The organism is Halegenticoccus soli (genome assembly GCF_002844195.1).
Classification (GTDB): domain Archaea; phylum Halobacteriota; class Halobacteria; order Halobacteriales; family Haloferacaceae; genus Halegenticoccus; species Halegenticoccus soli.
This window is the reverse complement of the sequence record NZ_PEND01000001.1, coordinates 378,995-404,759: the sequence shown is the minus strand read 5'-3', so window position 1 is coordinate 404,759 and position 25,765 is coordinate 378,995. Positions and strand designations below refer to the sequence as shown.

Annotated in this window: 30 protein-coding genes and 1 tRNA gene; 18 read left to right on the top strand and 13 right to left on the bottom strand. The window is 69.2% G+C overall.

The window, feature by feature from the left end:
- Nucleotides 1-167 precede the first annotated feature (167 nt).
- From CNO20_RS02015 to CNO20_RS02000, 4 genes are all read left to right on the top strand, one after another.
- The gene (locus CNO20_RS02015; protein ID WP_101294351.1) at nt 168-890 is read left to right on the top strand and encodes an SDR family oxidoreductase; all 723 of its coding nucleotides are present in this window, start codon (nt 168-170) and stop codon (nt 888-890) included.
- Between the two features lie 39 nt (nt 891-929).
- Complete coding sequence (locus CNO20_RS02010; protein WP_101294350.1) at nt 930-1,268, top strand: ferredoxin; 339 nt, start codon at nt 930-932, stop codon at nt 1,266-1,268.
- A 58-nt stretch (nt 1,269-1,326) separates the two neighbouring features.
- Nucleotides 1,327-1,411, top strand: a tRNA-Leu gene (locus CNO20_RS02005).
- A gap of 313 nt (nt 1,412-1,724) precedes the next feature.
- Nucleotides 1,725-2,000, top strand: coding sequence for a PadR family transcriptional regulator (locus CNO20_RS02000; protein WP_101294349.1), 276 nt, complete (start codon nt 1,725-1,727; stop codon nt 1,998-2,000).
- Between the two features lie 64 nt (nt 2,001-2,064).
- On the opposite strand, the gene CNO20_RS01995 is transcribed toward CNO20_RS02000, so the two are convergent.
- Nucleotides 2,065-2,274, bottom strand: a complete 210-nt coding sequence (locus CNO20_RS01995; protein ID WP_101294348.1) for a hypothetical protein — start codon at nt 2,272-2,274, stop codon at nt 2,065-2,067.
- A gap of 384 nt (nt 2,275-2,658) precedes the next feature.
- On the opposite strand from CNO20_RS01995, the gene CNO20_RS01990 reads away from it, so the two are divergent.
- Nucleotides 2,659-2,958, top strand: coding sequence for a hypothetical protein (locus CNO20_RS01990; RefSeq protein WP_101294997.1), 300 nt, complete (start codon nt 2,659-2,661; stop codon nt 2,956-2,958).
- A 123-nt stretch (nt 2,959-3,081) separates the two neighbouring features.
- On the opposite strand, the gene CNO20_RS01985 is transcribed toward CNO20_RS01990, so the two are convergent.
- Complete coding sequence (locus tag CNO20_RS01985; RefSeq protein ID WP_101294347.1) at nt 3,082-3,303, bottom strand: hypothetical protein; 222 nt, start codon at nt 3,301-3,303, stop codon at nt 3,082-3,084.
- A 123-nt stretch (nt 3,304-3,426) separates the two neighbouring features.
- On the opposite strand from CNO20_RS01985, the gene CNO20_RS01980 reads away from it, so the two are divergent.
- A complete protein-coding gene (locus CNO20_RS01980; RefSeq protein ID WP_101294346.1) occupies nt 3,427-3,648 on the top strand; it encodes a DUF8015 family protein in 222 nt (73 codons plus the stop codon).
- Nucleotides 3,649-3,856: 208 nt separating this feature from the next.
- On the opposite strand, the gene CNO20_RS01975 is transcribed toward CNO20_RS01980, so the two are convergent.
- Nucleotides 3,857-4,144, bottom strand: coding sequence for a MarR family transcriptional regulator (locus CNO20_RS01975; protein WP_101294345.1), 288 nt, complete (start codon nt 4,142-4,144; stop codon nt 3,857-3,859).
- Nucleotides 4,145-4,240: 96 nt separating this feature from the next.
- On the opposite strand from CNO20_RS01975, the gene CNO20_RS01970 reads away from it, so the two are divergent.
- Nucleotides 4,241-4,738: a DUF5813 family protein gene (locus tag CNO20_RS01970; RefSeq protein WP_101294344.1), complete on the top strand. Its 498-nt coding sequence runs from the start codon at nt 4,241-4,243 to the stop codon at nt 4,736-4,738.
- Nucleotides 4,739-4,788: 50 nt separating this feature from the next.
- Here CNO20_RS01970 and CNO20_RS01965 read toward each other — a convergent pair whose 3' ends face one another.
- Together CNO20_RS01965 and CNO20_RS01960 are read right to left on the bottom strand one after the other, a co-directional pair.
- Nucleotides 4,789-5,019, bottom strand: a complete 231-nt coding sequence (locus CNO20_RS01965) for an Lrp/AsnC family transcriptional regulator (RefSeq protein ID WP_101294343.1) — start codon at nt 5,017-5,019, stop codon at nt 4,789-4,791.
- Between the two features lies 1 nt (nt 5,020).
- Entirely contained in the window at nt 5,021-5,707 is a 687-nt protein-coding gene (locus CNO20_RS01960; RefSeq protein ID WP_101294342.1) for a potassium channel family protein, read from the bottom strand.
- Between the two features lie 106 nt (nt 5,708-5,813).
- On the opposite strand from CNO20_RS01960, the gene CNO20_RS01955 reads away from it, so the two are divergent.
- From CNO20_RS01955 to CNO20_RS01945, 3 genes are all read left to right on the top strand, one after another.
- The gene (locus CNO20_RS01955; protein WP_101294341.1) at nt 5,814-6,047 is read left to right on the top strand and encodes an Lrp/AsnC family transcriptional regulator; all 234 of its coding nucleotides are present in this window, start codon (nt 5,814-5,816) and stop codon (nt 6,045-6,047) included.
- Between the two features lie 250 nt (nt 6,048-6,297).
- Nucleotides 6,298-6,435: a hypothetical protein gene (locus tag CNO20_RS22870; protein ID WP_158237353.1), complete on the top strand. Its 138-nt coding sequence runs from the start codon at nt 6,298-6,300 to the stop codon at nt 6,433-6,435.
- A 57-nt stretch (nt 6,436-6,492) separates the two neighbouring features.
- Nucleotides 6,493-6,813: a DUF7991 family protein gene (locus tag CNO20_RS01945; RefSeq protein WP_101294339.1), complete on the top strand. Its 321-nt coding sequence runs from the start codon at nt 6,493-6,495 to the stop codon at nt 6,811-6,813.
- 302 nt (nt 6,814-7,115) lie between these two features.
- Here the strand turns inward: CNO20_RS01945 and CNO20_RS01940 are convergent, their stop codons facing one another.
- The 5 genes from CNO20_RS01940 to tmk all read right to left on the bottom strand — a co-directional run bounded on the left by CNO20_RS01940 (nt 7,116) and on the right by tmk (nt 12,027).
- Complete coding sequence (locus CNO20_RS01940; RefSeq protein ID WP_101294338.1) at nt 7,116-8,804, bottom strand: acetate--CoA ligase; 1,689 nt, start codon at nt 8,802-8,804, stop codon at nt 7,116-7,118.
- A gap of 46 nt (nt 8,805-8,850) precedes the next feature.
- Nucleotides 8,851-9,306: a hypothetical protein gene (locus tag CNO20_RS01935; protein WP_101294337.1), complete on the bottom strand. Its 456-nt coding sequence runs from the start codon at nt 9,304-9,306 to the stop codon at nt 8,851-8,853.
- Nucleotides 9,303-10,874 (bottom strand): sodium:solute symporter family transporter, encoded by a 1,572-nt coding sequence (locus CNO20_RS01930; protein ID WP_101294336.1) that lies wholly within the window; start codon nt 10,872-10,874, stop codon nt 9,303-9,305. The genes CNO20_RS01935 and CNO20_RS01930 overlap by 4 nt, the downstream gene beginning before the upstream one ends.
- Entirely contained in the window at nt 10,871-11,350 is a 480-nt protein-coding gene (locus CNO20_RS01925) for a hypothetical protein (protein WP_101294335.1), read from the bottom strand. Before CNO20_RS01925 ends, CNO20_RS01930 begins: the two co-directional genes overlap by 4 nt.
- 86 nt (nt 11,351-11,436) lie before the next feature.
- Complete coding sequence (gene tmk / locus CNO20_RS01920) at nt 11,437-12,027, bottom strand: dTMP kinase (protein ID WP_101294334.1); 591 nt, start codon at nt 12,025-12,027, stop codon at nt 11,437-11,439.
- Nucleotides 12,028-12,153: 126 nt separating this feature from the next.
- Between tmk and CNO20_RS01915 the strand changes: the two genes are divergently transcribed.
- The 4 genes from CNO20_RS01915 to cofC all read left to right on the top strand — a co-directional run bounded on the left by CNO20_RS01915 (nt 12,154) and on the right by cofC (nt 15,896).
- On the top strand, nt 12,154-13,041 hold the full coding sequence (locus CNO20_RS01915; RefSeq protein WP_101294333.1) for a complex I NDUFA9 subunit family protein: 888 nt from the start codon (nt 12,154-12,156) through the stop codon (nt 13,039-13,041).
- A 238-nt stretch (nt 13,042-13,279) separates the two neighbouring features.
- Nucleotides 13,280-14,461 (top strand): tubulin/FtsZ family protein, encoded by a 1,182-nt coding sequence (locus tag CNO20_RS01910; protein WP_199174697.1) that lies wholly within the window; start codon nt 13,280-13,282, stop codon nt 14,459-14,461.
- A complete protein-coding gene (locus CNO20_RS01905; protein ID WP_101294332.1) occupies nt 14,430-15,224 on the top strand; it encodes a hypothetical protein in 795 nt (264 codons plus the stop codon). Before CNO20_RS01910 ends, CNO20_RS01905 begins: the two co-directional genes overlap by 32 nt.
- Nucleotides 15,225-15,272: 48 nt before the next feature.
- Nucleotides 15,273-15,896 (top strand): 2-phospho-L-lactate guanylyltransferase, encoded by a 624-nt coding sequence (cofC, locus tag CNO20_RS01900; protein ID WP_101294331.1) that lies wholly within the window; start codon nt 15,273-15,275, stop codon nt 15,894-15,896.
- Between the two features lie 140 nt (nt 15,897-16,036).
- On the opposite strand, the gene CNO20_RS01895 is transcribed toward cofC, so the two are convergent.
- Nucleotides 16,037-16,786 (bottom strand): ferritin-like domain-containing protein, encoded by a 750-nt coding sequence (locus tag CNO20_RS01895; protein WP_101294330.1) that lies wholly within the window; start codon nt 16,784-16,786, stop codon nt 16,037-16,039.
- Nucleotides 16,787-17,010: 224 nt separating this feature from the next.
- On the opposite strand from CNO20_RS01895, the gene cofG reads away from it, so the two are divergent.
- The 3 genes from cofG to CNO20_RS01880 all read left to right on the top strand — a co-directional run bounded on the left by cofG (nt 17,011) and on the right by CNO20_RS01880 (nt 21,929).
- Nucleotides 17,011-18,270 (top strand): 7,8-didemethyl-8-hydroxy-5-deazariboflavin synthase subunit CofG, encoded by a 1,260-nt coding sequence (cofG, locus tag CNO20_RS01890; RefSeq protein WP_101294329.1) that lies wholly within the window; start codon nt 17,011-17,013, stop codon nt 18,268-18,270.
- Nucleotides 18,271-18,736: 466 nt separating this feature from the next.
- Nucleotides 18,737-20,443 carry a nitrite/sulfite reductase gene (locus tag CNO20_RS01885; RefSeq protein ID WP_101294995.1) on the top strand — a complete coding sequence of 569 codons (1,707 nt, stop codon included), beginning with the start codon at nt 18,737-18,739 and terminating at the stop codon, nt 20,441-20,443.
- Complete coding sequence (locus CNO20_RS01880) at nt 20,436-21,929, top strand: Coenzyme F420 hydrogenase/dehydrogenase, beta subunit C-terminal domain (protein WP_101294994.1); 1,494 nt, start codon at nt 20,436-20,438, stop codon at nt 21,927-21,929. The genes CNO20_RS01885 and CNO20_RS01880 overlap by 8 nt, the downstream gene beginning before the upstream one ends.
- A gap of 56 nt (nt 21,930-21,985) precedes the next feature.
- Here CNO20_RS01880 and CNO20_RS01875 read toward each other — a convergent pair whose 3' ends face one another.
- The gene (locus CNO20_RS01875) at nt 21,986-22,579 is read right to left on the bottom strand and encodes a hypothetical protein (protein WP_101294328.1); all 594 of its coding nucleotides are present in this window, start codon (nt 22,577-22,579) and stop codon (nt 21,986-21,988) included.
- A gap of 116 nt (nt 22,580-22,695) precedes the next feature.
- Nucleotides 22,696-24,201: a 7,8-didemethyl-8-hydroxy-5-deazariboflavin synthase subunit CofH gene (gene cofH / locus CNO20_RS01870; RefSeq protein WP_101294327.1), complete on the bottom strand. Its 1,506-nt coding sequence runs from the start codon at nt 24,199-24,201 to the stop codon at nt 22,696-22,698.
- Nucleotides 24,202-24,291: 90 nt separating this feature from the next.
- On the opposite strand from cofH, the gene CNO20_RS01865 reads away from it, so the two are divergent.
- Complete coding sequence (locus tag CNO20_RS01865) at nt 24,292-25,722, top strand: FAD-binding oxidoreductase (RefSeq protein ID WP_101294326.1); 1,431 nt, start codon at nt 24,292-24,294, stop codon at nt 25,720-25,722.
- The last annotated feature ends 43 nt before the right edge of the window (nt 25,723-25,765 follow it).

The window sequence follows — 25,765 nt, the reverse complement described above, 5'->3', positions numbered from 1 at the left end:
GCGTGGCACTTCGGTGTCGCCCGGGAGTCGCAGTCGCTCGTCCGCCGATCGAGGAATCGACTGGCTCCGACTGGGTGGGCGCTCGCTCTTCCGCGGTACCGCGAACCGCGACGAACGGACGGGGGCTCGAAGCCGACGTTTTTCAGGATCGGCGTGGGAGTCACGCTATGTCGACCGATTCGAATCGCGTGCTCGTCGCGGGGGCGACCGGACGCACGGGCCGGGAGATACTCACGCGGCTCCGGAACGCCGACCTGACGGTGCGCGCGACGACGCGAGACGCGTCGAACCGAGCCGCGCTCGAACGCCGGGGCGTCGACGAGGTCGCCGTGGGCGACCTCCTCGATCCGGCGGACGCGGTCCGGGCGGTCGACGGCTGCGACGCGATCCTCTGCGCCGTCGGCACCGGTCTCAGTCCGAAACACGCGCTCGGCGGCGAACTCGTCGACCGGACCGGGACGAAGAACCTCCTCGCGGCCGCCGTCGCCCTCGGCGCTTCGCGGTTCGTCTACGAGAGCGCGATCGGCGTCGGCAACTCCCGAACTCGGATGCCGCTCCCCGCGCGGCTCGTCCTCCGGGGATCGCTCCGGGCGAAGGAGAGCGCGGAAGCCGCAATCCGCGACTCCGGACTCGCGTACACGATCCTCCGCCCCGGCCGGCTGACGAACGCGCCCGCGACGGGGGACGTTCTCGTCGGCGAGGGCGGCGACACCGTCTCCGGATCGATCCCGCGCGCGGACGTCGCGCGGCTCGCGGTCGCGTCGCTGTTCACGCCCGACGCGGAGAACCGGACGTTCGAAGTCGTGAGCCGCCGGGGCGTCCGCGGTGACGTCCGAGGCCTCGTCGACGTCGACTGGCGGGTGCCGCGCGCGGGACCGGACGCCCCGTGACCGACAGACGAAAGTCCCCTCACTCCCGAAACACCGGTGATGAGCGACGACGGCGTCAGGAAGCCAAGCGAGTTCGGGGGAGACGACGGACCGCCGGTCGAGGAGAAGCCGTACAAGATCATCTTCGAGGCGAACAAGTGCTTCGGCGCGGGCCGGTGCGCCGAGGTGGCGGACAACTGGGAGATGGACCTCACGAGCGGCCTCGCGCGGGCGAAGTCGTACTTCGTCGGCGAGGACGAACTGGAGGAGAACGTCCGCGCCGCCGAGGTGTGCCCCGCGAAGAAGGGCGAGGGCGTCATCCACGTGATCGACCGCCGGACGGACGAGGAGATCGCGCCGAACCCCCACGGCGACGGCACGCTGAGCGTCGACTGGTGAACGCCGGCGGAGCCGACGATCGAAAACGACTTGCGGCAGACGCGTGAAGGGCCGTCGGGCGAGGGTGGCTGAGCCAGGCCAAAAGCGGCGGGCTTAAGACCCGCTCCCGTAGGGGTCCATGGGTTCGAATCCCATCCCTCGCATCGCGTGTCCGAACGCCAGTGAGGACCGCGTATCGCTCCGGATGGATTCGAACGAGAGGAGTCGCAGCCCGGGAAGCGAACGAACGTGAGCGACCCGGACCGTCTCCGCGTAGTTCGAATCCCACCCCTCGCACTCGTCTCGCCGCGAACGGACGTGAGCGCCGTGTCAGTCGTTCGAAGGGGTTCGAAGCAGTCCGGACCGGGCGGGGGCACCGCCGAAACCGCACCCGAACGGCGCGGTAGGTTCGCACTAGCGCTCTGCGATCGTTGTAACCTGCTGATAACTATACGGTGGTGATGGGTAGACGTTCGCATGAGCCTCTTCGAACTGAGCGGCTTCCAGCGCGACCTCCTCGTGGTCATCGCGGGCCACGACACTCCCTCCGGGCAGGACGTCAAAGAGGACCTCGAACGGGAACTCGGGAGCGAGATCAACCACGGGCGGCTGTACCCGAACCTCGACACGCTCGTGGACCGGGAGTACGTCGAGAAGGGGACGATCGACCGCCGGACGAACTACTACGCGATCACCGACCGCGGACGAAAGCGCCTGCGGGAGCGCCGCGAGTGGGAAGAACAGTCTCTGTGACGCGCCGCCGACGGCGGTCGGGGGCTGATCCGCCGGGAGCGCGCGTTCCGGAATCGGTAGCCGGCTACCGCCGGTTCTCGAAGAGCTCGAGCCCGGATTTGCCGCGCTGCGCTCGACTGAGAAGTTCGGGCTCCAGAGGCTTCGATCCGTGCATTTTACAGGCGCCGCCGGGCGTAGAGACCCGCTTGCGACAGAGCCGCCCTTGAGACACCGCCAGCCGGGCGCAGATGTAGTTGCCGTCCGTGTCGGTCGGGACGTAGTAGTACTCGTCCATCCGTCACCCCCCCACAGTTCTCCGTCTTCGGTCGACCCCGCCGCGTCCGCACCGTCGCGTTAGAAGGAACTCGCCTGTCATATCCACTGCCAGGGTACCTCGGAGGCGTTCATAGCTCTTTGGTCGACCGATCGGTTAATTCACGGGTAGTTCACCGTCGGTCGCGCGGCAGTCGGACGAACGCGCGATGGACGCGGGTGAACGACGCAGCGTCCCGAGACGCCGTTATCGGCGGAGGCGAAGCGGGAGTGCGGCCCTCCGGGACGCCGCCGATGTCTGACGCACGCCTGACTCATCTTTTTGCCCGAAGGGATCGACGTCCGGGTATGGAAGGCTCGTTCGGAACGCACCGCGACCGACGTGCGGCCGAGGAAGGGCGGCGCGATGAGTGAACAGTCGATTCGGATCGAACTCCTCGTCGCGGACGACTCCGAGGAGGCGCCGCAGGTCGAGCCGAAGTCGCGGATCGACGTCGCGGTGAACGGCCACATGTACCCGACGGCGAAGCTGAGAGACGGCCGCTACATCGCCTGGTGGTTCGACGTGGCGGCCCCCGACCCCGACGATCCGGTGACGACGGAGTGGGTCGCCGCCCCTACCCGGTACCTGGCGGCGGCGACCCTCGGCGAACTCTGGGACGACCCGGCCGCCTTCGCTTCGCTCACTGAGTCGGTGCATCAGTGACGGGCGGTCGCCGGTTCCGGCGACGTCCGCCGGAGCGCCGGGGGTCGAAGCGAGCCGCCGGGTCGAAAAGTCGATCCGATTCCGCGGGCGCTCGCGACGCGGCGACGACGGTGAACCGACCGATTACTCCTCGTCTCTGTCGTCCGCGGCCGACTCGTCGTCGCTCATCTCGTCGGCGATTCCGGCCGACTCGTCGTCGCTCCCGCCGAGCATTGATTTGAGCTTCTTCCGCACGGCGACGTACCCCGCCGCCGTGCCGATGCCGGCGAGTACCGCGCCGGGAACGCCGAACCGTCTGTAGCCGTACTTTGCGGCCTTCTTGCCGACCGCTAACGGACCCAGCATGTGCGTCTCCGATTTCGGTTCGAACCCGGAACAACCTTCCGGCCGAAAATGAACGGCGAAGGGGATATTCTCTCTATCTGGACAAAAGGTACACAAGTCCGGCGGTAATTAGATGTAATTACGATGGCGACGAGCATTCTCCCTCCGGCCGCGCCGACCCGCTCTGACCTCATTCTCCTCTTCGTGGGCGTCTCGCTCCTCACCGGCGGCCTCGTCGGGGCTCTGTCGGCGGTTCCGTTGGCGGTCGCCGGCGGCGCGGGATCCCTCGCGGCGAGCGTGGCGCTGTTCGACGCGCTCGTGCGCAATCCGCCGAGCGACGGGCGCGAGCCGGACCGCGACGACTGACCGCGCGACGGCGGCGCTGGCCGTCGAAGATTCGGTTCGCAAAAGGGGTAAGCGCGTCGGGCGCAATAGAACGGCGCGCGACGCGCTTGCCGCCCTGAATTGGTCCCCGCTGACGCTTCGGCCCTCCAAAGCGAAGCGTCACCTAACACCACCGACCACGGACACTTAAACGTGGCGTACACGGCAGAACGGTGGGGAGATCGACGGCTCAGTCGACGTGTGCTCGGACCGCCCGGGCGAACTGGGGGTGAAGCACGGGGTTGCCGTCGCCGTCGCGTCGGAGCAGCGTTCCGCCGTGAAGCTGCGCTTCCAGGGTTTCGACGCGCTTTTTCACCGTTCGCTCGGTGTACCCCGTCTCGTCGACCAGTTCGCCGACGGTCAGCGGGCCGTCCGCCTCGGCGAGCGCCGCGAGGATGTCCCACTCCGACTGTTTCAACCGGTCATCGAGCAGTTCGACGAGCCGTTCGACGGGATTGTCGGCCTCGGTCTGCGTCATCCCGCTGACCAACCGATGGCACGCGTAAATGGCTTCCGTGTTTCCGACGGCTCCGACGCAACGAGTTTTTGCCCGGCCGCCGCCTCACCCACCCGTATGACCGAACTCCCCGGTCGCGTCCGCCGCGCGTTCCGCGACCACGAGGCCTTCGAGCAGATCGACGACGACGCCTTCGAGTCGGTGACGACGCCGTTCGAGGGGGTCGTCCGAGTCGTGCCCGCGGGCGACGGGCGCTTCGAGTACCGCGTGACGGTCCAGGTACCCATGCTCGACGAGGTGACGACCGGCCGCGTCGCCGACGTGGTCGAGGAGGGGTGGTACGAGACGTTCGCGCTCCGGGTGGAGGACGTCGGCGGCGTCACCTCGCGCGAGCGCGACCTCGACCCGGCGGTGTACGTCGAGGACAGGCGGGCCGTCGTCGAGTTCTCCTTTTCCGAGCTGGACGAGCGGCGCGGCGCCGACGACGCGGGCGCGCTCATCGACTACGTCGAGGGGACGTTCGTCCAGGGGATCATCCCGGGGTACGACTACACCGAGCCGGTGACGACGATCCTCTCGCGGGCCGAGGAGTCGGGCGGGAGCGAAAACCGGTAGGCGGGACGGCGCGGAGGGACGCAGGGACAAAAGGCGTCCCGCGGCGCGTCTCAGTCCATCGAGATGTACGTCTGGGTGTCCTCGATCCCGTCGAGAGACTGGATGTGGGTGGCGACGACGTCCTTGACGTGGGCGGGCGTCTCGACGTCGACCTTGGCGATGAAGTCCACGTCACCGGCGACGATGTGCGTGCTTACGACGCCGTCGATCGCGGAGATTTCCGATTTGAGCCGGTCGGCCTCGCTGGTGTTCGCCTTCACCATCACGTAGGCGGTCACCACGTCAGTCACCCCCCACGGCCGCGGTCGCGGTTCCCTCGCCGACGAGCAGCTGGCGCACGTCGTCGAGCACGTCGAAGTCGGCGAGGACGGCGAGTCGGTCGCCCGTCTCCAGCGAGTCGTCCGGGAGCGGAATCCCCATCGGTCGATCCCGCTTGCCGAACGCGAGGATGCGCGCCCGCGCCGGAAGGGCCACCTCGCTGATCGTGTACCCGCGCATCGGCGACTGTTCCGTGATCGTAAAGAGGATCACCTGCAGGTTCTGCGCGATGTCGGCTATCGCCCGGACCGAACCGCCGAGCAGCGCGTTCTTCGCGCCGATGGCCCCGAGCCGCTCGGGGTAGACGATCTCGTCGACCTCGTCGGCGTACTTCTGGTAGATCTCCTCCCGGTAGTCCTCGTCGATGCGCATGACCGTCCGGCAGCCGTAGTGCTTCCCGATCATGCAGGCGGCGAAGTTCGCGTTCAGGTCGCTCGTGAGCGCGCCCAGCGCGTCGGCCCCCTCCACGTCTGCTTCCGTCAGTACCTCCTCCCGGGAGCCGTCGCCCTCGACGACCTCGAAACCGTTCGTGCGGGCCCGATCGGCGCGGTCCCTGTCGCGCTCGACGAGCGTCACCTCGTGGCCTTCCTCGCGCAGAACGCGCGCCGTTCGGAGACCGACCCGTCCTGCGCCAATGATAACGAACCGCATGGGGCTCCGTACGAGAGGGGAGGTGAATAACCTTGCCCCGATCGCCGTCGGCGCTCACCCCCGAGCCGGAGGAAGGTTTTTGCCGTGCAGATGTGTACCACAGGTCATGGTTCACGCCTTCATCATGATCAAGACGGCGGCTGGGGAGTCCGAGCGGCTGGTCGACGCCATCCGCGATCTCGGCTCCGTCGCCGAGGCCCACATCGTCGCGGGGACGTACGACATCATCGCCGAGGTCGACGCCGAGGAGGTGTACGACATCCTGAAGACCTCGTCGAGCCGGGTGCAGGGGCTGCAGGGCGTGGTCGACACGAAGACGTACATCTCGATGGACGGCTGACGACGCCGGTTCGGCGGTCGGTGCGCGTCGGTGGGGAGCGACCCCGCGCGACGGACCCCGAGGGGCTCGAAACCCTCGATTCCGTGCGGTAGGCACCCATTTCTTCCCGTAAATCGAAGCATAGTAATTACGATTCGGTATTTCGTTATCGAGTGACGTTCACAAATGAGAGACAGTGTCCGAGAAGCGAACGACGCGCGCGACGGCGAAGCGAGTATCGAAGAGCATCGAGACGGGGGTGCGACCGCGGATGTCTGACGAGGCCGACGTCGCCTGGCAGCTTTACCTCGACCGCGGGGTGATCCTGCCGGGCTACGCGGGCGAGATCGCGGGACGGCGGGTGGAGATCACCGCCGAGGCGAACCGGGCCGTCCCCTGCGACGACTGAGGGGGAGGCCGACGCCGCATCCGACAGCCCGAAGTCGGATCCGCCCGTAGTCCGGGCATGGCGACCCTGCTCAACCTCGTCCTCCTCGGGGCGGTGCTCGCGATCCACACGCTCATCGCGGCGGTGATGACGCGCTACTTCCGCATCCGGCTGAAGACCCAGATCGGGGCGGTCGTCTACTCGCTGTTTCTCATCCCCGTGGTGCTCTTCGTGACGACGCTCGTCTTCTCCGGGGCGCTGAACATCGGGGTGAACCTGGGGAGCCCCGCGGCGGCGCTCGGGATCATGATCGGGTTGCCGCTGGCGCTCGGATTCACCATCGACGTGCTGTACGTGCCGTCGCCGGACGAGTACGAGCTGCCGGACACGCGCACCTGATCGAATCGCCGGATTACCGAAGCGCGAGTACCGTTCCCCGTCGGTTCCGACGAAGATCGTCCCGTCGACGAGCGCCGGCGAAGTCGGGCGTCGATCGAGGCCGACCCGCCAGCGCTCCCCGCCGGACGCCGGATCGAAACCCGCGACGGATCCGGGCGCGTCTCCGGGCGATCGTTCGTAGGCCGCCGCGGCGGCGAGAAGCGACCGTCCGGTGGAGAGGATCGAGCGGACGGTTGACGCGATCGACGTAAGTGCGTTGTCTCGGCCGGGTCGGACCGCGGCGCGTTCGAGACGGTGCGCGGCTACGATTCGCGCTCCCTGAGCTTCCGCCGCTGTATCTTCCCCGTGGTCGTCTGCGGAAGCTCGTCGACGAACTCGATCTTTCGCGGGTACTCGTACTTGGCCAGCCGGTCACGCACGAGATCCCGAAGCTCCTCGCGGAGCGCGTCGGGATCGAACGACTCGGCGGCGGGTTGGGCGACCGGCCCGTCCGCGGGCTGGACGAACGCCTTCACGATCTCGCCCCGCGTCTCGTCGGGGACGCCGACGACGCCGACCTGCTCGACGGCCTCGTGCTCCAGGAGGACGCGCTCTATCTCGCCCGGTCCCACGCGGTAGCCGCTGGTGATGATGAGGTCGTCGTCGCGCGATTTGAACCAGAAGTAGCCGTCCTCGTCCTCGACCGCGAGGTCGCCGGTGAGGTGCCAGCCGTCGACGGTCGATTCGGCGGTCTTCTCCGGCCGGTCGAGGTACTCCCGGAACACGACCGGGTCCCCCTCTCGCCGGACCGCGATCTCGCCGATCTCGCCGGTCGGCCGCTCCTCGCCCGTCTCCGGGTCGACGACCGCGACGTCGTGGCCCGGCACCGGCTTTCCCATGCTCCCCGGTCGGGCGGCGAACCACCGCCGGCTGTTCGCGACGAGCAGGTTCGCCTCGGTCTGGCCGTACAGCTCGTTCACGACCGTGCCCGCGAGTTCGGCGTCGGCCCACTGGAGGATCTCCGGCGTGAGCGGCTCGCCGCCCGAGCAGATCGCCCGGAGCGAGAGGTCGTACCGGTCGTCCGGCGCGGCGACGTTCATCATCATCCGGATCGCCGTCGGGGGGACGAACGCGTGGGTCACGTCGAACTCCTCCGCGAGGGCGAACGCGGCCTCGGGGTCGAACTTCCCCATCGGGTAGCCGACGACGGGGCGGCCGTAGTGCCACGCGGGGAAGACGAGGTCGCCGAGCGCGCCGATCCACGCCCAGTCGGCCGGCGTCCAGAAGACCGAGTCGCCGCGCACGTCGCCCTCGAAGTACATCGAGAACGCCGGGCAGTGGCCGACCCAGACGCCGTGGCCGTGGAGAACCCCCTTCGGCGGCCCGGTGCTCCCGCTCGTGTACATGACGATCGCGGGCGTGTCGGCGTCCGTCTCGACGGCGTCGAACGACTCCCCGCCGTCGGCGAGCACGTCCCGGTATCGCGCCCACGCGGTCCCGTCGTCCGGGTCGGCCTCCTCGTCGGGATCGGCCGCCGCGTCGACGACGAGCGCGTGTTCGAGGTCCGGGCAGTCGGGCGCGACCGACGCGAGCGTCCCGGCGACGCTCTCGTCTGCGACCGCGACGCGCGCGGCGCTGTCTCTGAGCCGGTACCGCAGCGACTCGTCGCCGAACAGCGTCGACAGGGGGAGCGACACCGCGCCGAGCTTCCAGCACGCGAGGTGGGTCAGGGCGTTCGCCGGCTTCTGCGGCACGACGACGGCGACCCGGTCCCCCCGGCCCACGCCGCGCTCGGCGAGCGCGTTCGCCAGCCGGTTCGATCGCCGGTCGAGGTCGCCGAAGGAGAAGATCTCCCGCCGCCCGTCGGGATACGCCTGGTAGAGCGCGACGCCGTCGGGCGCGTGCTTGCCGAGCAGGTCGCTGGCGGCGTTGTACCCGTCGGGGACGTCCCACGAGAAGCCCTCTCTCGCCGCCTCGTAGGAGGAGTCGTCGAGCGTCACGTACCACGTCATGTGTTCACATCGCCGGGGGTGCGATATATAAATACGGGGGCGTCCCTCAGAAGATTCTAAACCGCGGACGGACCACCTCGACCTCGACGCCGGCCAGTCGCTCGTCCGACGCGAGCGCTCGAACGAGGTCCGCCTGTTCGTCGCCGCCCTTCGTGTTGTAGAGGACGAGCCGCTCTCTCTCGCCGTCCGCGTCCCACTCGAACGAGAGCGACGCGCGGCGGAGCCGCGAGCCGCGTTCGAGCCGCACCGACCGGAGCGCGTCGAGCGGGACGGCGACGTTGCGCTCGTGCCGGTCGAGGAGCTCCTCCGGCGGCAGATCGTCGAGCCGACGGCGCTTCCCCTCGGCGACGTCCGCCCGGAGGAGCTGCGCCTTGAACGATTCGCCGACGAAACAGCGCAGGAGCCGGCGGTCGGTGACGACGACCTCCCAGAACTCGAAGGAGTTCGGGCGGCGCCTGAGCCACTCGGTGAACTGACCGAGCACCCGCTCGTCGGTCGTCATCGCTCGATGAGGGCAGCGATGTCCGCCGGCACGGCGTTCCGCGCCCGCGCGCCCGTGAGCAGCGAGACGCCGACGAACAGGGCGATCGCGACCAGGAGCGCGACGGTGCCGACCGGGAACGACTCGGGGAAGGGGTACAGCCCGAGCACCGCGTCGCGGAGCGCGACCATGCCGAGGGCGTCGGCCACCCGCGGGAGGGCGCTGTAGAACAGGTTGACGGCGAGCCCCCCGACGATCGCGGCGATCGCGCCCTCCTTCGTCGCCGCCTTCCAGTTGAGGCCGAGCGCGGCGACGGCGAAGAACGCCGCCGCGAAGAAGCCCCAGCCGATCGTCCCGAGGATGCCGACGAGCGTGTCCGAGGCGGCGACGACGAGCACCGAGAGCACCGTCATCCCCGCGAGGGCGACCTGCGTGACCCGGAGTTCGGTCCGGTCGTCCTCGATCGGTCGGCCGAGCGCCCGCGGGATGTCCCGGGAGACCGCGGCCGCGCCGATGTTCAAAAAGGAGTCGCTCGTGCTCATGATCGCCGCCAGGAGCGCCGCGAGGATGAGCCCGGCGACGACGCCCGGCGTGTACTCCAGGACGAACACCGGTCCGACGACCGAGGCGTTCTGCGGCGCCGCGACCTCGCCCGCCTCGACCATCGCGCGCATCGACAGGCCCGTCGAGAAGGCGAGCAGGCTCGATACCGCGTAGGTGCAGGCGGCGATGGGCGCGCCCCAGCGGAGGATCTTCAGGTTCCGGCTCATGTAGAACTTCGTGATGAGGTGCGGCTGGCCGGCCGAGCCGATCGAAAAGAGGATCCACCAGCCCAGGGCGACGAAGACGGCCTGCTCGGGCGTCCCCAGCGCGCCGAACGGCGAGATCAGCGCGGGGTCGGCGGTCGCGAGGTTCCGGGAGATGTTCTCCATGCCGCCGCCGAACGAGAGGGCGAAGGCGAACACGAGCACCGACCCGACGATCATCGTCAGCGCCTGCACGAAGTCGGTCCAGACGCCGGCGATCATCCCGCCGAGCATGCTGTACAGGAGCAGGATGAGCGCGCCGACGAGCAGCCCCCAGGTCACCGGGATGCCGAAGATGGCGCGCATCACGTACTGCAGCGCCGCGAGGTTCGTGGCGAGGTAGGCGATCACGCCGACGACGACCGCGACCGCGGTCAGCCCGCGGACCCACTGGCTCTCGTAGCGGACGTACATCCCGTCGGGGAGCGTGAGCACGTCGCGGATGTCGGCGAGGATCCGCATCCGCTTTGCGAGCAGCGCCCACGCGACGAGGAACCCGAGCGGGGCGGTGAAGAAGATCCAGAGGGAGGTCGTGCCGAACGAGTAGACGAGCTCCGGGCCGCCGACGAAGCCGAACCCCGACTGGATGACGGAGAAGGCAGTGAGCGCCAGCACCCACGTGCCGATGCTCTTGCCCGTGATGAGAAAGTCGCTCGTGCTCTCGGTCTGCATGTAGCCCCAGGCTCCGATAGCGAGCACGAGAAGCAGGTACAGGCTGCCGAACACGATGACGTAGGGGCTGTCCGCGATGGGGATCGCCTGCAGTGGGACCGCGGCGGTCATCGCTCGCGCCCCCCGTCGCTCTCGACGCCCTGCGGAGCGAGCGGCAGATCGGCGTCCCGCTGGGCCCGCGCCGCCTCGTCGGTGATCTGCTCTATCACGTCGTCGCCGCCGATCGACGAGAAGACGAACGCGTAGTAGAACGACGCGAGCACCGGGATGATCCAGATGAACACGACGTACAGGAGCGTCGAGACCGGCAGGCCGAGGACGTACGTGTACTCGGCGGTGGTCGGGTTCCAGAGCAGCCAGATCCCGGACAACCCGACGACGAACGTGAGGGTCAGTCCGGCGACGAGTCCGTTGTACGGCGAGAGATCGAGCTCCGACGACGTCCGTTCGACGGACGCCGCCCCGATGACGCCGACGATGAGGAGCGCCGCCAGATACGAGAAGGCGCGGTACATCCCGACCGCGGCGGTCGCCAACAGTCCGACGGAGAGGGCGGCGAGTGCGCCCATCACTGTGTTGCGCGGCATCGTCTCCCACGACAGCGCATTACTGTATAACGGTTGTGTATATACTGCATCTGATACGTCCTGCAGAACGAAGTGGGACCGGCCGACTACCGCTCGTCGAGGAGTCGCTCGACCGTCCGCTCGACCGCCTCCAGCACGTCCTCCGGCGGTCGCGCCGCGTCGACGCGCACGAACCGCTCCGGTTCGAGGTCGATGAGCCGCTCGTAGTTCGCCCGCACCTCGGCGAGGTAGCCCGCCTGCTCGAACTTGTTCGACGCGCCGCTGCGCGCCGCCGCGGTTTCGGGGTCGACGTCGAGGTAGATCGTCGCGTCCGGGGCGCGCGAGAACGCCTCGTGGATGCCGCGGATGTATTCGAGGGGGCGGACCAGATCCGTCCCGGAGAGCGTTGCGGCCTGGTAGGCGTAGCGCGAGTCGGAGTACCGGTCGGAGACGACGAGTTTCCCCTCGGCGAGCGCGGGGCGGATCACCCGCGAGAGGTGGTCGGCGTGGTCGGCCGTGTAGAGGAACAGCTCGGCGAGCGGATCGGCGTCGTCGTCGCCGATGGAGCGGTAGACGGCCTCCCCGTACCACGAGTCGGTGGGCTCGCGGGTGAAGACGGCGTCGGGGTAGGCGTCCCGAAGCGCCTCCCACGCCGTGGTCTTCCCGCTGCCGTCGAGCCCCTCCAGCGTGATGAGCATACCGGGGGAAGTCGGCGGCGTCGCTTAAGCGTTCGTCCATCGGGCCGCCCGCAAACCGCCGTCGGAGAACGCCACGAAACGGCCGGCTCGCCTAGTTTTATGTCGTTTCGACGAGAAATATATCGCATGAAAGTCCTTGTCGTCGGCGGGAGCGGGTTCATCGGCACGGCGCTCTGTGAGGAGCTTCTCGCGCACGGCCACGACGTGACGGTGCTCTCGCGCCACCCGAACGAGGACGGCGTGCCGGAGGGGGTCGAAACGGTGTCGGGCGACGTGACGGACTACGGCTCCATCGCGGGCGCCTTCGAGGGGCAGGACGCGGTCGTCAACCTCGTCTCGCTGTCGCCGCTTTTCAAGCCGAAAGGGGGCGACCGGACGCACTTCGACGTGCACCTCGGCGGGACCGAGAACGCGGTCCGGGCGGCGGAGGAGAACGCGGTCCGGACGTTCTTCCAGATGAGCGCGCTCGGCGCAGATCCCAACGGGCCGACGGCGTACATCAAGGCGAAAGGGCAGGCCGAGAAGGTCGTGAAGGAGTCGGCGCTCGACTGGATCGTCTTCCGTCCGTCGGTGGTCTTCGGCGACGGCGGCGAGTTCGTTCCCTTCACGAGAAAGCTCGCCCCGCCGTACGTCACCCCGCTTCCGGGCGGCGGCAAAACCCGCTTTCAGCCGATCTGGATCGGCGACCTCGCGCCGATCCTGGCGGACGCGCTGGAGGACGACCGGCACGTCGGCCAAGTGTACGAGATCGGCGGGCCGGAGAGGTTGACGCTCGCGGAGGTCGCCCGGCAGATCCACGAGGCCGAGGGGCGGTCCGTGAACGTCGTTCCGGTCCCGATGAGCCTCGCTGGGATCGGGTTGACCGTCGCCGATCGCGTCCCCGGATCGCCGATGGGGTCGGACCAGTACCGGTCACTCAAGTTCGACAACACGACGAACCACAACGACGTTGATACGTTCGGGGTGAGCGAGCGGGAGATGAAAACGTTGCGAGAGTATCTCGGTGAGAAATAATCCCCCCGTTCCGGGCTATCGAACGGTGATCTGTCACAGGAGGGTTTTCGATCATGCCATATAAGCATCAGTAGTTCCCGGCGGAAATCGGGCGGTAAGATATATAAACCGTTTCCGCTCTCACCGCGCCGTCTCTCGGTTCTTCGGTCCGCGATCGGGAAAGTACGGTTCGCTGTCATCACAAAACTTATATTTGTTTTCGCCATGGGTTTCACGCAATGGTGAGGGGAATGGAACAATGAAACTGGCAATGATCGGATTCGGTCAGGCGGGGGATAAGATAGTCGATACGTTCGTCGCGTACGACCGGCGGACGGGGAGCGACATCGTCAGGGCGGCGGTCGCGGTCAACACCGCGAAGGCCGACCTGATGGGCCTCGAAAACATCCCGACCGACCAGCGCGTGCTCATCGGGCAGTCGCGCGTCAAGGGCCACGGCGTCGGCGCGGACAACGAACTCGGCGCGGAGGTCGCGGAGGAGGACATAGACGAGGTGCAGGGCGCGATCGACGCGATACCGGTCCACGAGATCGACGCGTTCCTCGTCGTCGCGGGACTCGGCGGCGGCTCCGGCAGCGGCGGCGCGCCAGTGCTCGCAAAGCACCTCAAGCGCATCTACACCGAGCCGGTGTACGGGCTGGGCATCCTCCCGGGCGGCGACGAGGGCGGCATCTACACGCTCAACGCCGCGCGGTCGTTCCAGACGTTCGTCCGGGAGGTGGACAACCTCCTCGTGTTCGACAACGACGCCTGGCGGAAGACCGGCGAATCCGTTCAGGGTGGGTACGACGAGATCAACGAGGAGATCGTAAAGCGGTTCGGCATCCTCTTCGGCGCGGGCAAGGTCACGGACGGCCAGGAGGTCGCAGAAAGCGTCGTCGACTCCAGCGAGATCATCAACACGCTCAGCGGCGGCGGCGTCTCGACCGTCGGGTACGCCTCCGAGCGGGTCGAAGAGAAGAAGTCCGGGGGACTGCTCTCGCGTCTGACCGGCGGCTCGGACGACGACGACGGCCTCGACACCGCCCACACGACGAATCGGATCACGAGCCTCGTCCGGAAGGCTGCGCTGGGGCGGCTGACGCTCCCCTGCGAGATCGACGGGACGGAGCGAGCCCTGCTGGTCATGGCCGGCCCGCCGCAGCATCTGAACCGGAAGGGCATCGAGCGCGGCCGCAAGTGGCTCGAAGAGCAGACGGGCAGCATGGAGGTCCGCGGCGGCGACTACCCGGTCTCCGGCAGCGGCTTCGTCGCGAGCGTCATCCTGCTGTCCGGCGTCACGAACGTCCCGCGGATCAAGGAGCTCCAGCAGGTCGCCATCGAGGCGCAGGACAACATCGACGAGATCAGGCGGGAGAGCGAGACGAACCTCGACAACCTCATCAACGATGACGAAGACGAACTGGAGTCGCTGTTCTAGCCTGCTCCTCGCGGGCCTCCTGCTCGTGTCTGCGCTCGCGACCCCCGCGGCCGCGGTGTCGGTCGACGAGCGGAGCGTCCCCGAGGAGGGGAAGGTCGGCGAGAAGGTCAGCGCGACGGTGACGCTGTCCGAGCTGTACCGGAACCCCGATCTCGAAGCGTGGGAGCTCGCGGGCGAGACGAACCTGACCGACGTGACCTGGACGCTGACGTACTACGACCAGACCGGCTCGAAGACCGGTCAGCAGTCGATCGACGGCGCGAACTTCACCGGCGCGTCGATCAGCGCGGACACGGACGTGAGCGAGGTCCGCGTGAAGGTGACCGGCACCGTCCCCGAGGTGGCGAACTACAGCTACGAGCCGGAACAGTCGTTCCTGTTGATGCGGCTGACCCAGACGCGCGACGGCGGGTCGAGCAACGAGATCGGCGCGTGGCGCGCGCACCACTACACCGACGACAGCCGGAGCGCGCGCGCGGCGATCGACGCCGCGCGGGCCGCGATCGAAGCGGCCGACGCCGACACGAGCGAGGCCGAGAGCGCGCTCAGAAACGCGATCGACGCCTACGAGAGCGGGAACAACTTCGACCACGCGTCGAACCTCGCAAGCGAGGCCGAGTCGGCGGCGAACGAGGCGAAACAGTCCAGCGAGACGAGGCGGCTGCTCGTGTACGGCGCGGGCGGGCTCTTCGGGCTCGCGGCCCTCGTCGGCGGCGCGTTCTGGTGGCGCTCCCGGCGGGACGGGTACGACAAACTCGGGTGACGACGCCGACTCCTCACCGCTTTTCCCCGTTGCCCTCGTAGCGCCGGTATGCGAATCGTCGTCCCGTTCGCGGCCGAGCGGCCGAAGACGCGCCTCGCGGGCGTCCTCTCGGCCGACGAGCGGACCGCGTTCGCGGAGGCCATGCTGCGGGACGTGCTCGCCGCGGCGGTCGGCGCGGGCCACGATCCGGAGGTGCTCGCGACCGCGCCGGTGGCGGTCGACGCGGCCGTCGCGCCCGTCGCGGTCGACGAGCGGCCGCTCTCGGAGGCGGTGAACGCGGCGCTCGCGGCCGCCGAGGGCCCCGCGGCCGTCCTGATGAGCGACCTCGCGCTCGCAACCCCCGAAAGCGTCGAGCGCCTCTGTTCGACGCCGGGCGACGTGGTCATCGCGTCCGGCCGCGGCGGCGGGACGAACGCGCTCGTCGTGCGGCACCCCGCGTTCCGCGTCGACTACCACGGCGCGTCGTACCTCGACCACCGCCGGATCGCCCGCGAGATCGGCGCGACCGTCCGGGAGGTTGACTCGATGCGCCTCTCGACGGACGTCGACGAGCCGGAGGACCTCGCGGAGCTTCTCGTCCACGGCGACGGCGCGGCGCGCGACTGGCTCGAAGACGCCGGGTTCGAACTCGACGTGCGCGAGGGCCGGGTCGGGGTCCGGCGGGTACCGTAGCGCGATCGTCGTCCGTTCGAGCGGTCGGCCGTCGGCCGACGACCGTCGGACCGGCTGGCCGGCGGTTCGAAAAAAGGGTATCGTTCCGGGCGTCGAGGGCCGAGGCGGGGCAGGGTCGAGGGGAGGGGAGCGAACGGAACCTACTCCGAGACGATGAACTGTCCGGCGATCTCCAGGACCTCGTCCATCCCCTTCGGCTCGTCGAACGCGTCGGGGAACGGCAGCTCGCCGATGAAGAAGTTCGCCGTCCCGGCGTGTCGCGCCTCGACGCTGTGGATCGACAGCGCCGCGGAGAGGATCTCGTCGTTCTGGATCATCGGCGCGGCCCCCGCGTACGCGGCGACGCCGGTGTTTTCGAGCGCCGACGCGATTTCGAGGAACTCGCTGGGGGTCTCGTAGCCGAAGTCGTACTCGGCCGCCCCGACGGGCTCGCCGCCGAGCTCCTCGATCACCGCGGTCAGCTGCTCGACGTGGACCGCCTCGTGCTCGCCGGCGACCCGCAGGTACTCGGGGAGCTCCCGGCGCGTCTCCTCGCTGAACCGACCGCAGACGAGCTCGGCGGACGCGAACTCGTCGTCCGAGAAGTCGGACAGCCCCATCTCGTAGAAGGCCGCTTCGAGGTGTTCGAGCGTCAGCGCGTAGTTCAGGATGTCGACGTCGGACGTCCCGTCGTCGGAGCCGCTCCCGCCGTCGTCGGAGCCGTCCCCGCCGTGGCCGTCAGCGGTCGCGACGCCCGCGAATCCGCCGGTCGACGCGACGAGCGATCCGCCGCCGATCGCCGCCGCGCCGGCGAGAAAGCCGCGCCGGGAGGTCAGGTGGCTCCGCGCCGTCCGGGGTACGTTTTCGATGCTGTCGGGCCGCGCGTCGTCGAGGGGGGTGTCGTCGGTCATGCTTTCACCGTGCCGCGTGGGCACGATCGGAACGACGTGCAAACGTCGGAAGTAGGTTTTCCGGATTCTCACCCAAATTCGTTCAAATTTCGCCCCCTTTCGTCGGTTAAAATGTACGGAATCCGGACGTTTCGACCGATGTCAGCGGTAACGAGTTTTCGACCCGCGCGAAACGTTCCGACGGAAGTACTACGTTTTTGTCGCTCCGGGGGCGAACTGTGCCCATGTTCCCGGGGGCGGACGAGTACGACATCGACGTCCGGATCGACGAGCGCGAGGTCGAGCGCCTGCTGTCGGTGACGCCCGACGACGTCGACCCCGCGCCGGCGCTCACCTTCTCGCGGAACGTCTTCCTCCCGCTGACCACCGCCTGCCGGTACACCTGCACGTACTGCACCTACTACGACGTCCCGGGCCAGGCGACGCTCATGTCGCCGGAGGGGGCGCGCGAGACGCTGCGGACGGGCGCGGACGCCGGCTGCACGGAGGCGCTCTTCACCTTCGGCGACAAGCCCGACGCCCGGTACGAGGAGATTCACGAGCGACTCGACGCCTGGGGCCACGACTCCATCGTCGACTACCTCTACGAGATGTGCGAGCTGGCGCTCGACGAGGGGCTGCTGCCGCACAGCAACCCCGGCGACCTGACGGAACCCGAGTTCGAGCGCCTCTCGGAGGTGAACGCCAGCATGGGCGTGATGCTGGAGACGACCGCGGACGTGCAGGCCCACTCGGGTATCCGTCGGAAGACGCCCGGTCAGCGGCTCAACACGATCCGGGCGGCCGGCCGCGCGGGCGTCCCCTTCACCACGGGGATCCTGGTGGGCATCGGCGAGACCTGGCGCGACCGCGCCGAGAGCCTGCTCGCGATCCGCGAGCTCCACGAGCGGCACGGCCACGTCCAGGAGGTGATCGTCCAGAACGTGGTCCCGAACGAGCGCTCCGACTTCGAGCGACCTCCCGTCGAGGCGATGCGACGGGTCGTGGCGATGGCCCGGGCGTGCCTCCCGGGGGAGGTCTCCGTGCAGGTGCCGCCGAACCTCTCGCCGGCACGGGAGCTTCTCGACTGCGGCGTCGACGACCTCGGCGGCGTCTCGCCCGTGACGGACGACTACATCAACCCGGAATACGAGTGGCCCGCGCTGCGGGAACTGCGGGACGTCGCCGACGAGGCCGGCGTCCCGCTGTACGAGCGGCTGCCCGTGTACGACCGCTATCTCCCCGCCGGCTTCGGCGGGGAGGGGCGATCCGACGTCGCCGAGGGCGACCGCCGATCCGACGCGGACGGGTCCACCGATGCAACCAGTCCCGTCGACGCGGACGGTTCCGCCGGCGCTGACGGCGGTCGCTCGTCCGACGCCGTCGGCGATGCGGATCGAACGTGGCTGTCGGAGCGGATCCTGCGGGCGCTCGCGGCGGACGACGAGGCGGGCGACCGGTACCGCGCCGTCCTCGGCCGCCGTCGGCCCGGTGACTCGGAATAAATTGCCGGTATCGGGTGCGCCTCTCGGCGGCGGGAACGCAGCGTAGTCGCCAGACTCGACCGGTGCGTTCGATTCCTCGGGCCGATACGCGCGTCGCGAACGCCGGAAACCGCTGCTCCCGTCGCGGAGAACTGGCAGAAGTCGCTCTAACGACGACGTACATCGTCGTCCGTGAATAACGGTACTCCGACTCACGATGATCGTTACCGAAGGACACGACAGGGCGGGGATCGTTCGGACGACCGACGGCAGCGTCGCGCGCGTCCGACTTCGCGCTCGCCGCCGCGGGTGGTTCACGTGAACGACGAGAGAGCGGGCTCTCTCGAACTCACGCTCTCCACGGGGGGGTTCGCGTGAATAACGGCAGAAACGAGTTCTCCCGAATGCACGTTCACCACGGGGTAGTTCACGCGAACAGCGGAGCGACACCGTCGCCCCGAGCCCGTCGCCGGCGGAGGTGGCCCCGATGAACAAGGTCGAGCGGTGGAAGCGGGAGAAACACCCGCTGGACGTCGTCGAGGACGTGTACGAGTACGCCGCCGAGGGGCTGACCTTCGACGAGATCGAGGCCCGTGCGGGCGACGGCGAGTGGGAGCGGCTGAAGTGGGCCGGGATGTACGCCCACGGGACGCACCGCGGGTACTTCATGCTGCGGACGAAGGTGCCCGGCGGCCGGCTCACCCCGGATCAGGCCGAGGTGATCGGCGAGGTGGCCGACGAGTACGCGACGGCCCCCGAGGAGTTCGGCGGCGAGGAACAGAACCCGACGTGGGGCGACGCCTTCCTCGACATCACCACGCGGCAGGACGTCCAGATGCACTGGATCGAGATCGAGGACGTGCCCGAGATCTGGGACCGCTACGACGAGGTCGGCCTCACGACGATCCAGGGCTGCGGCGACGGCGCGCGGAACGTCCTCGGCTGCCCCGCCGCCGGCCTCGACGACCACGAGGCGTTCGACGCCCAGCCCGTCGTCGACGCCGTCTCGGACTACTTCACCGGCAACCGCGAGTACGCGAACCTCCCCCGGAAGTTCAAGCTGACGATCACGGGGTGCCGGCGCGACTGCGCCCAGTCGCAGATCAACGACGTCGGGCTGGTCCCGGCGCGGAAGGTCGTGGACGGCGAGCCCTACTACGGCTTTCACGCGCGGGTCGGCGGCGGCCTCTCCGACGGGCCGCGGATGGCCTCGACGCTCGACGCCTTCGTCCCGCCGGAGGACGCCGTGGAGTTCTGCCGCGCCGTCGCCCAGACGTTCAAGGAGCTGGGTGACCGCCACAACCGCGGCGTCTGCCGGATGCGTTACCTCGTCCAGCAGATGGGACCCGAGGCGTTCGAGCGTGCGGTCCGGGACCGCTGCTCGGTCGATCTCCCGAGCGCCGGCGAGGACCTGACCACGGGGTACACCGGCGACCACGTCGGCGTGCACGACCAGCGCGAGGAGGGGCTCCGGTACGTCGGCTTCAACGTCGTCGCCGGTCGCATGGGCGGCGACGAGTTCGCCGCGGCCGCCCGCGCCGCGAGGGAGTACGGCACCGACGACTCCACGATCCGCCTCGCCACGGATCAGAACTTCCTCGTGACGCACGTCCCCGCGGAGAACGTCGACGCCCTCCTCGACGAGCCGTTCGCCCGCGAGTACAGCCCCGATCCGGGGCCGTTCACGCGCGGCGCCGTCGGCTGTACGGGGAGCGAGTTCTGCAACTACGGAATCATCGAGACGAAGCGGCGCGTCAAGCGCTGGGCCGAGGAACTCGACCGCCGCATCGACGTGCCCGACGAGATCGAGGTCGTGCGGATGCACATGAGCGGCTGTTCGGCCTCCTGCGCCCAGCCGCAGATCGCTGACATCGGGTTCAGAGGCGAGACGGTGAAGCTGCCCGAGGACGCCCGGAGCACGAACGCGGAGGGCGACGCCATCGTCGAGGGGATGGACTTCGGGCTCGGCGGCAGCCTCGGCTCGGACAACCGGTTCCTCGACTGGGTGGAAGCCGCGGTGCCGGCCGAGGCCGTCATTCCGGCGCTCGAACGGCTCTTCGCGGCCTACGCCGACGAACGGGAGGAGGGCGAGCGGTTCTACGAGTGGTGCCGGCGCGTCGACAACGACCGCCTGCGCGAGATCATGCGGCGGGCGGACGCTCCCGTCTCGGGGGGTGTCGCCGCCGATGACTGACCGCGACGGGCCGCTCCCCGGCGTTCCGGCGTTCGGCGACCGTGACGGGGACGTGGACGAGGACGAAGGTCGCTGCGGGGCTGGCTGCACCTGCGGCGCGGAAGGCGGAGGCGGCGACCGACCGGTCGCAGCCGACGGCAGCGGCGGCGCGGTCAACGTCCGCGACGGGAGCCTCGGGCCGATCACGTTCACCCCGCCGGCCGAGGGGGCGAGCCAGGACGTGGAGGAGGGAGATCCTACCGAGCGCGTCGGCCCCCCCAAGGGCGTCGACCTCGACACGCCGGGGTACGGCATCCGCCGGGAGATGAACGACATCGAGACGCCGGACGACAAGACCTGGTTCATGGAGCTCGACGCCGCCGTCATCGACGCGGACCGGTGCATCCAGTGCGGGACGTGCGTCGCCGCCTGCCCGTCGGACTCGATCGCCGTCGGCGACGACGGCCTCCCGGAGCTCGTGAAGATGTGCACCGGCTGCTCGCTCTGCTGGGACTTCTGCCCCCGCGGCGGGCTCCGGTACGAGCGGCAGTGGAAGATCACCGGCGGCGAGGACAACGTGACCGGGGCGGGCGACCCCATCACGGAGTTCTCGGCGAAGGTCACCGAGGAGTGGCGCGAGAACGCCCAGGACGGCGGGGTCGTCACGAGCGTCCTCTGTCACCTGCTCGACGCCGGCGAGATCGACGGCGCGCTCGTCGCGACCGAGTCGGACGAGGAGCCCTGGAAGGCCGAGAGCTTCCTGGCGACGACGCCGGAGGAGCTCGTCGAGAGCGCCGGGAGCTTCTACAACCAGACGATGGCGCTGGGAGACCTCGATCTGGACCGGTGGGCACACAAGCTCCCCGACGTACCGGTCGAGGAGCTCAGCCTCGCGGTCGTCGGGACGCCCTGCGAGATCGAGGGGATCCGCGCCCTGCGGGACTTCGACTGGGAGTACGGCTCCCAGGAGGCCGGCGTCCGCGCCATCGAGTACACGATCGCGCTGATGTGCACGAAGAACTTCAACTACTACCGGCTCATCGGCGAGCAGCTGGCGGAAAAGCGCGGCATCCTCCCGGAGGAGATCGGCAAGCTCGACGTGCTCGACGGAGAGATGCGGGTGTACGGCCGCGATGGCGAAAAACTGCTCGCCGAGGACGTCCGGAACTTCCACGGGGCCGCCCTGAAGGGCTGCGACGAGTGCGCCGACTTCACCGGCTACTGCTCCGACATCACCGTCGGGTCCGTCGGCAGCAGCGACGAGTACTCGAGCGTCATCGTCCGGACCGAAAAGGGGCTGAAGGCCTGGGAGCTCACCGCCCCCGACCTCGACTACCACGACCTCGAAGACCGGAGCGCCATCGGCGGCCTCCAGAGCTGGGACAAAAAGAAGGCGTTCAAGTCGCTGAAGCGGCCGTTCGACCCCGACGCCCCGCGGTTCATCGAGTACGCCGAGTTCGCCGAACAGTACGGAACGCCGCTGAACCCGCACGAGAGCGACCACTGAGCGGCGGGGTCGACACGCCCCTGGGCCGAGTCGTTTCGACTCGACGGCCCGCCGAGCTACCGCCGGAGTCGACTCAGAAACAGCCCGGCGATCCACAGAACCGCTCCGGGAAACCGCCCCGACAGCTGCGGGATCCGCTTTCTGGCCGCGGCGTAGCCGACGCCGACCGCGAGGCTCCCGAGCGCGACGGCGCGCGCCGGGCCGTCGAAGACGACGAGCGCGGGGACGGTACAGCAGACGGCGAGCGCGAGATCCTCGGGAGCGCCGTCGTACCGCACCCACCGCTTCGGCGCGAGCCACCGCCCCCCGAGGTGGAGGTACACCCCGCGATCGGTCGCGTACTCCCACGGGGCGGGCTCCGAACTGCCGCCGAGGAGGTCGACAGCGGGATGGAGCGCGGCGGCGAGGAGAAAGAGCCCCAGCGAGACGGACCACGGCGTCCGAAGGGCGGCCGCGGCGGCGACGGCCGGAAGCGCGAGAAGCCACGAGTAGACGGGGAAGTGCAGCGACTTGCGGTGCCGGCCGACCAGCAGGTCGAGGTCGGGGAAGACGCTCCCCGCCACCGCGGCCGCGAGCGGCGCCAACTCCGGTTTGTGCGCCGCGACCGGGGCGGCCAGCAGCAACCCTACCGCGACGTGCGTCGGTGCCATCACGTTCGTTCACCTCCGAATAGAGATACCGTCCCCGACCCTCCGTCCTCCGGACACATGAATCGTGCGCACTCTCGACGGCGGAACGTCGGCTAGCGAGACGAGGCCGCCTCGCGTCAGTCGTCGGCGTGCGCCGTCTCCGACCCGTCGGCCCCGCGACGCGAGTCGAGCATCGGCGTCCCGTCCGCCCGCGGGCCGAGCGTCGGGCCGTACGGGCCGCCGTCGAGGTCGATCCGCCGCTTCGTCCGGTAGTCCGTCGAGCGTTCGGCCGGCGGGCGGCCGATGGCGGAGATCATGTCCACGTAGTCGTCGAACGACCGGAACTCGCCGTACCGTCCGCCCGCGCGCTTCGTGATCTCCTCCGAGAGGATCGTCCCCATGAAGTCGTTCGCGCCGCAGTTGAGCAGCTTCAGCGCCTTCGCGTTCCCGTACTTTACCCACGAGGACTGGACGTTGTCGACGTTGTCGAGAAAGAGCCGCGAGACGGCGACCAGAAGCTCGTCCTCGTCGTCGGTCGCGCCGCCGGAGACGACGCCGCGCTCGTACAGCGGCGTGTTCTCGTGGACGAACGACAGCGGGACGAACTCCGTGATGCCGCCGGTTCGGTCCTGGAGGTCGCGGATCGCCTTCAGGTGCATGACGCGGTGCATCTTGTTCTCCACGTGGCCGTACATGATCGTCGCCGTCACGTCGAGGCCGGCGGCCATCGCTCCCTCCATCGCGTCGAGCCAGCCCCGCGTGTCAATCTTGCCGGGGCAGATCACGTCCCGGACCTCGTCGACGAGGATCTCGGCGGCTGTCCCGGGTGCGCTGTCGAGGCCGGCCGCCTTCAGCTCGCGGTACACCTCCTCGTAGGTCCAGTCGGTCCCCCGGCGGGCGTGGTACGCCTCCTCGGGCGTCATCGAGTGGAGGTGGACGCCGCCGACCGACATCGCCCGCATCTGCTCGACGTAGGTCCCCGGATCCGTCTCGTACGCCTCGGGCGGCCTGTAGTTCAGGTCCCGCTCGTCCGATTTCGCGCGCAGGATCTCGTGGTGCTCGTCGTTCAGCGCGAAGGCGGGGTGGAGCCCGGAGACCGAACACACCTCGTAGATCCCCATCTCCAGCGCGTCCTCGACGACGGCGCGGGACTCCTCGGGCGTCTTGGTGAACCCGCCGTGTTCGCCCTCGTAGCCCGCCTCGAACTGGTGGGCGGTGTCCTTGAAGTTGCAGAACAGACAGCCGGTGTTGCAGGCGGTGGTGACGTTGTTGTTGAGGTTGGCCACGAACGTCACCTCCTCGCCGACGACCTCGGCGCGGCGGCGGTCGGCGGCCTCAAGCACCTGCTCCTTCCGGACGGGGTCGACGCCCTCGACGTCGGTGCCGGTCGTCAGGAGCTCGACGCCGTCCGCCACCGTGAGTCGCTCGCCGGCCCTGGCCTTCTCGAGCGCGTTCTCGAACGACTGGTCCGTCTCGGGGACGTGCTCGAACTCGAAGTCGGAGTCGAACGGAGAGAGAGAGCCGGCACTGTCGCCGTCGAGATCGGAGGGCGAGGCGGCGTCGCTGCCGTCGAGATCGGAGGGCGAGGCGGCGTCGCTGCCGTCGAGATCGAAGGGCGAGGCGGAACCGTCGGCGTCGGTCATGGGCCAATCTCCCACGCCCGGCGGTAAAAAAGGGGACGGTACCGGCGGTAGGGGGAGGTATTATCACCGCCGTCCGCCACGCACTAGCACATGGCGCACGACGTGTCGTTCCTCCGCGACCTCGACCTCGCGGGCGACGTTTCGACGGGCGACTCCCACCGGGAGAGCCGCGCCGGGGACTGGGGCACGCCGGCCGACCGGCGGGTCCGGCCGGACGCCGTCGTCTGGCCCGAATCGACGGCGGACGTGTCGGCGGTGCTCGCGGCCGCGACCGACCGGGGTGTTCCGGTGACGCCCTACGCCGCCGGGACGGGGCTGGAGGGGAGCGCCACTCCCGTTCGCGGCGGGATCAGCCTCGACACCACCCGGATGGACGCGATCCTCGACGCGCGGCCGGCGGACCTCCAGGTCGACGTGGAACCCGGCGTCGTCGGCTCGGCGGTGGACGAGGCGGTCGCCCGCTGCGGGCTGTTCTTCCCGCCGCTGCCGTCGTCGGGCGACTTCTCGACGATCGGCGGGATGATCGCCACGGACGCGAGCGGGATGAAGACCGTGAAGTACGGGGAGGTGGCCGACTGGGTGCTCCAGCTGGAGGCCGTCCTCGCGGACGGGTCCGTGATCACCGCCGGGAGCAAGGCGGTCAAGACCTCCAGCGGCTACAACCTGAAAGAGCTCCTGATCGGCAGCGAGGGGACGCTCGCCGTGGTGACGCGCGCGACGCTTCGGCTCGCTGGGCTGCCGGAGCAGGTCCGCGCCGGCCGCGCGGTCTTTCCGACGCTCGACGACGCCGCGGCCGCCGTCGCCGACGCGGTCACCTCCGGCGTCGACGTGGCCACGATCGAACTCCTCGACCGGACGACGGCGCGGATGGCGAACGCCTACAGCGGGACCGACCTCCCCGACGCCCCGACGGTCTTCCTCGAATTCCACGCCGATCACGGCGTCGACGAGGAGGTGGCGTTCTGCCGGGCGATCTTCGAGAGCCACGGCGTCGAGCGGTTCGACGTGGGACGCGACGAGGCGGAGATGGACGATCTCTGGCAGGCGCGCAAGGACCTCGCCTACGCGGTCGACTCGTGGGATCCAAACCTCGAACCGCTCCACCCGGGCGACGTGACCGTCCCGATCAGCCGGTACGCCGACGTCGTCCGGTACGCGAAGGAACTCGCGGCCGAGCGCGATCTCGTCGTGCCGTGTTTCGGTCACGCCGGCGACGGCAACGTCCACTACAGCGTGCTCGTCGACCCCGACGACCCGGAGCACGTCGCCCGCGGCGAGGAGGCGTACGCGGCGGTCGTCCGCCGGGCGATCGACCTCGGCGGGACCGCGACCGGCGAACACGGGATCGGCCTGGGCAAGCGCGAGTACCTCGTCGCGGAGCACGGCGAGGCGACCGTCGGGGCGATGCGGGCGGTGAAGCGGGCGCTCGACCCGACGGACACGCTGAACCCGGGGAAGATCTTCCCCGAGACGGTCGGCGGCGGCCGCGTCCGCGGGGAGCGCACCCGCGGCGACCGCTGACCGGTCGGGTATCCACAAAAACCATTACGGCGACGGAGAGATG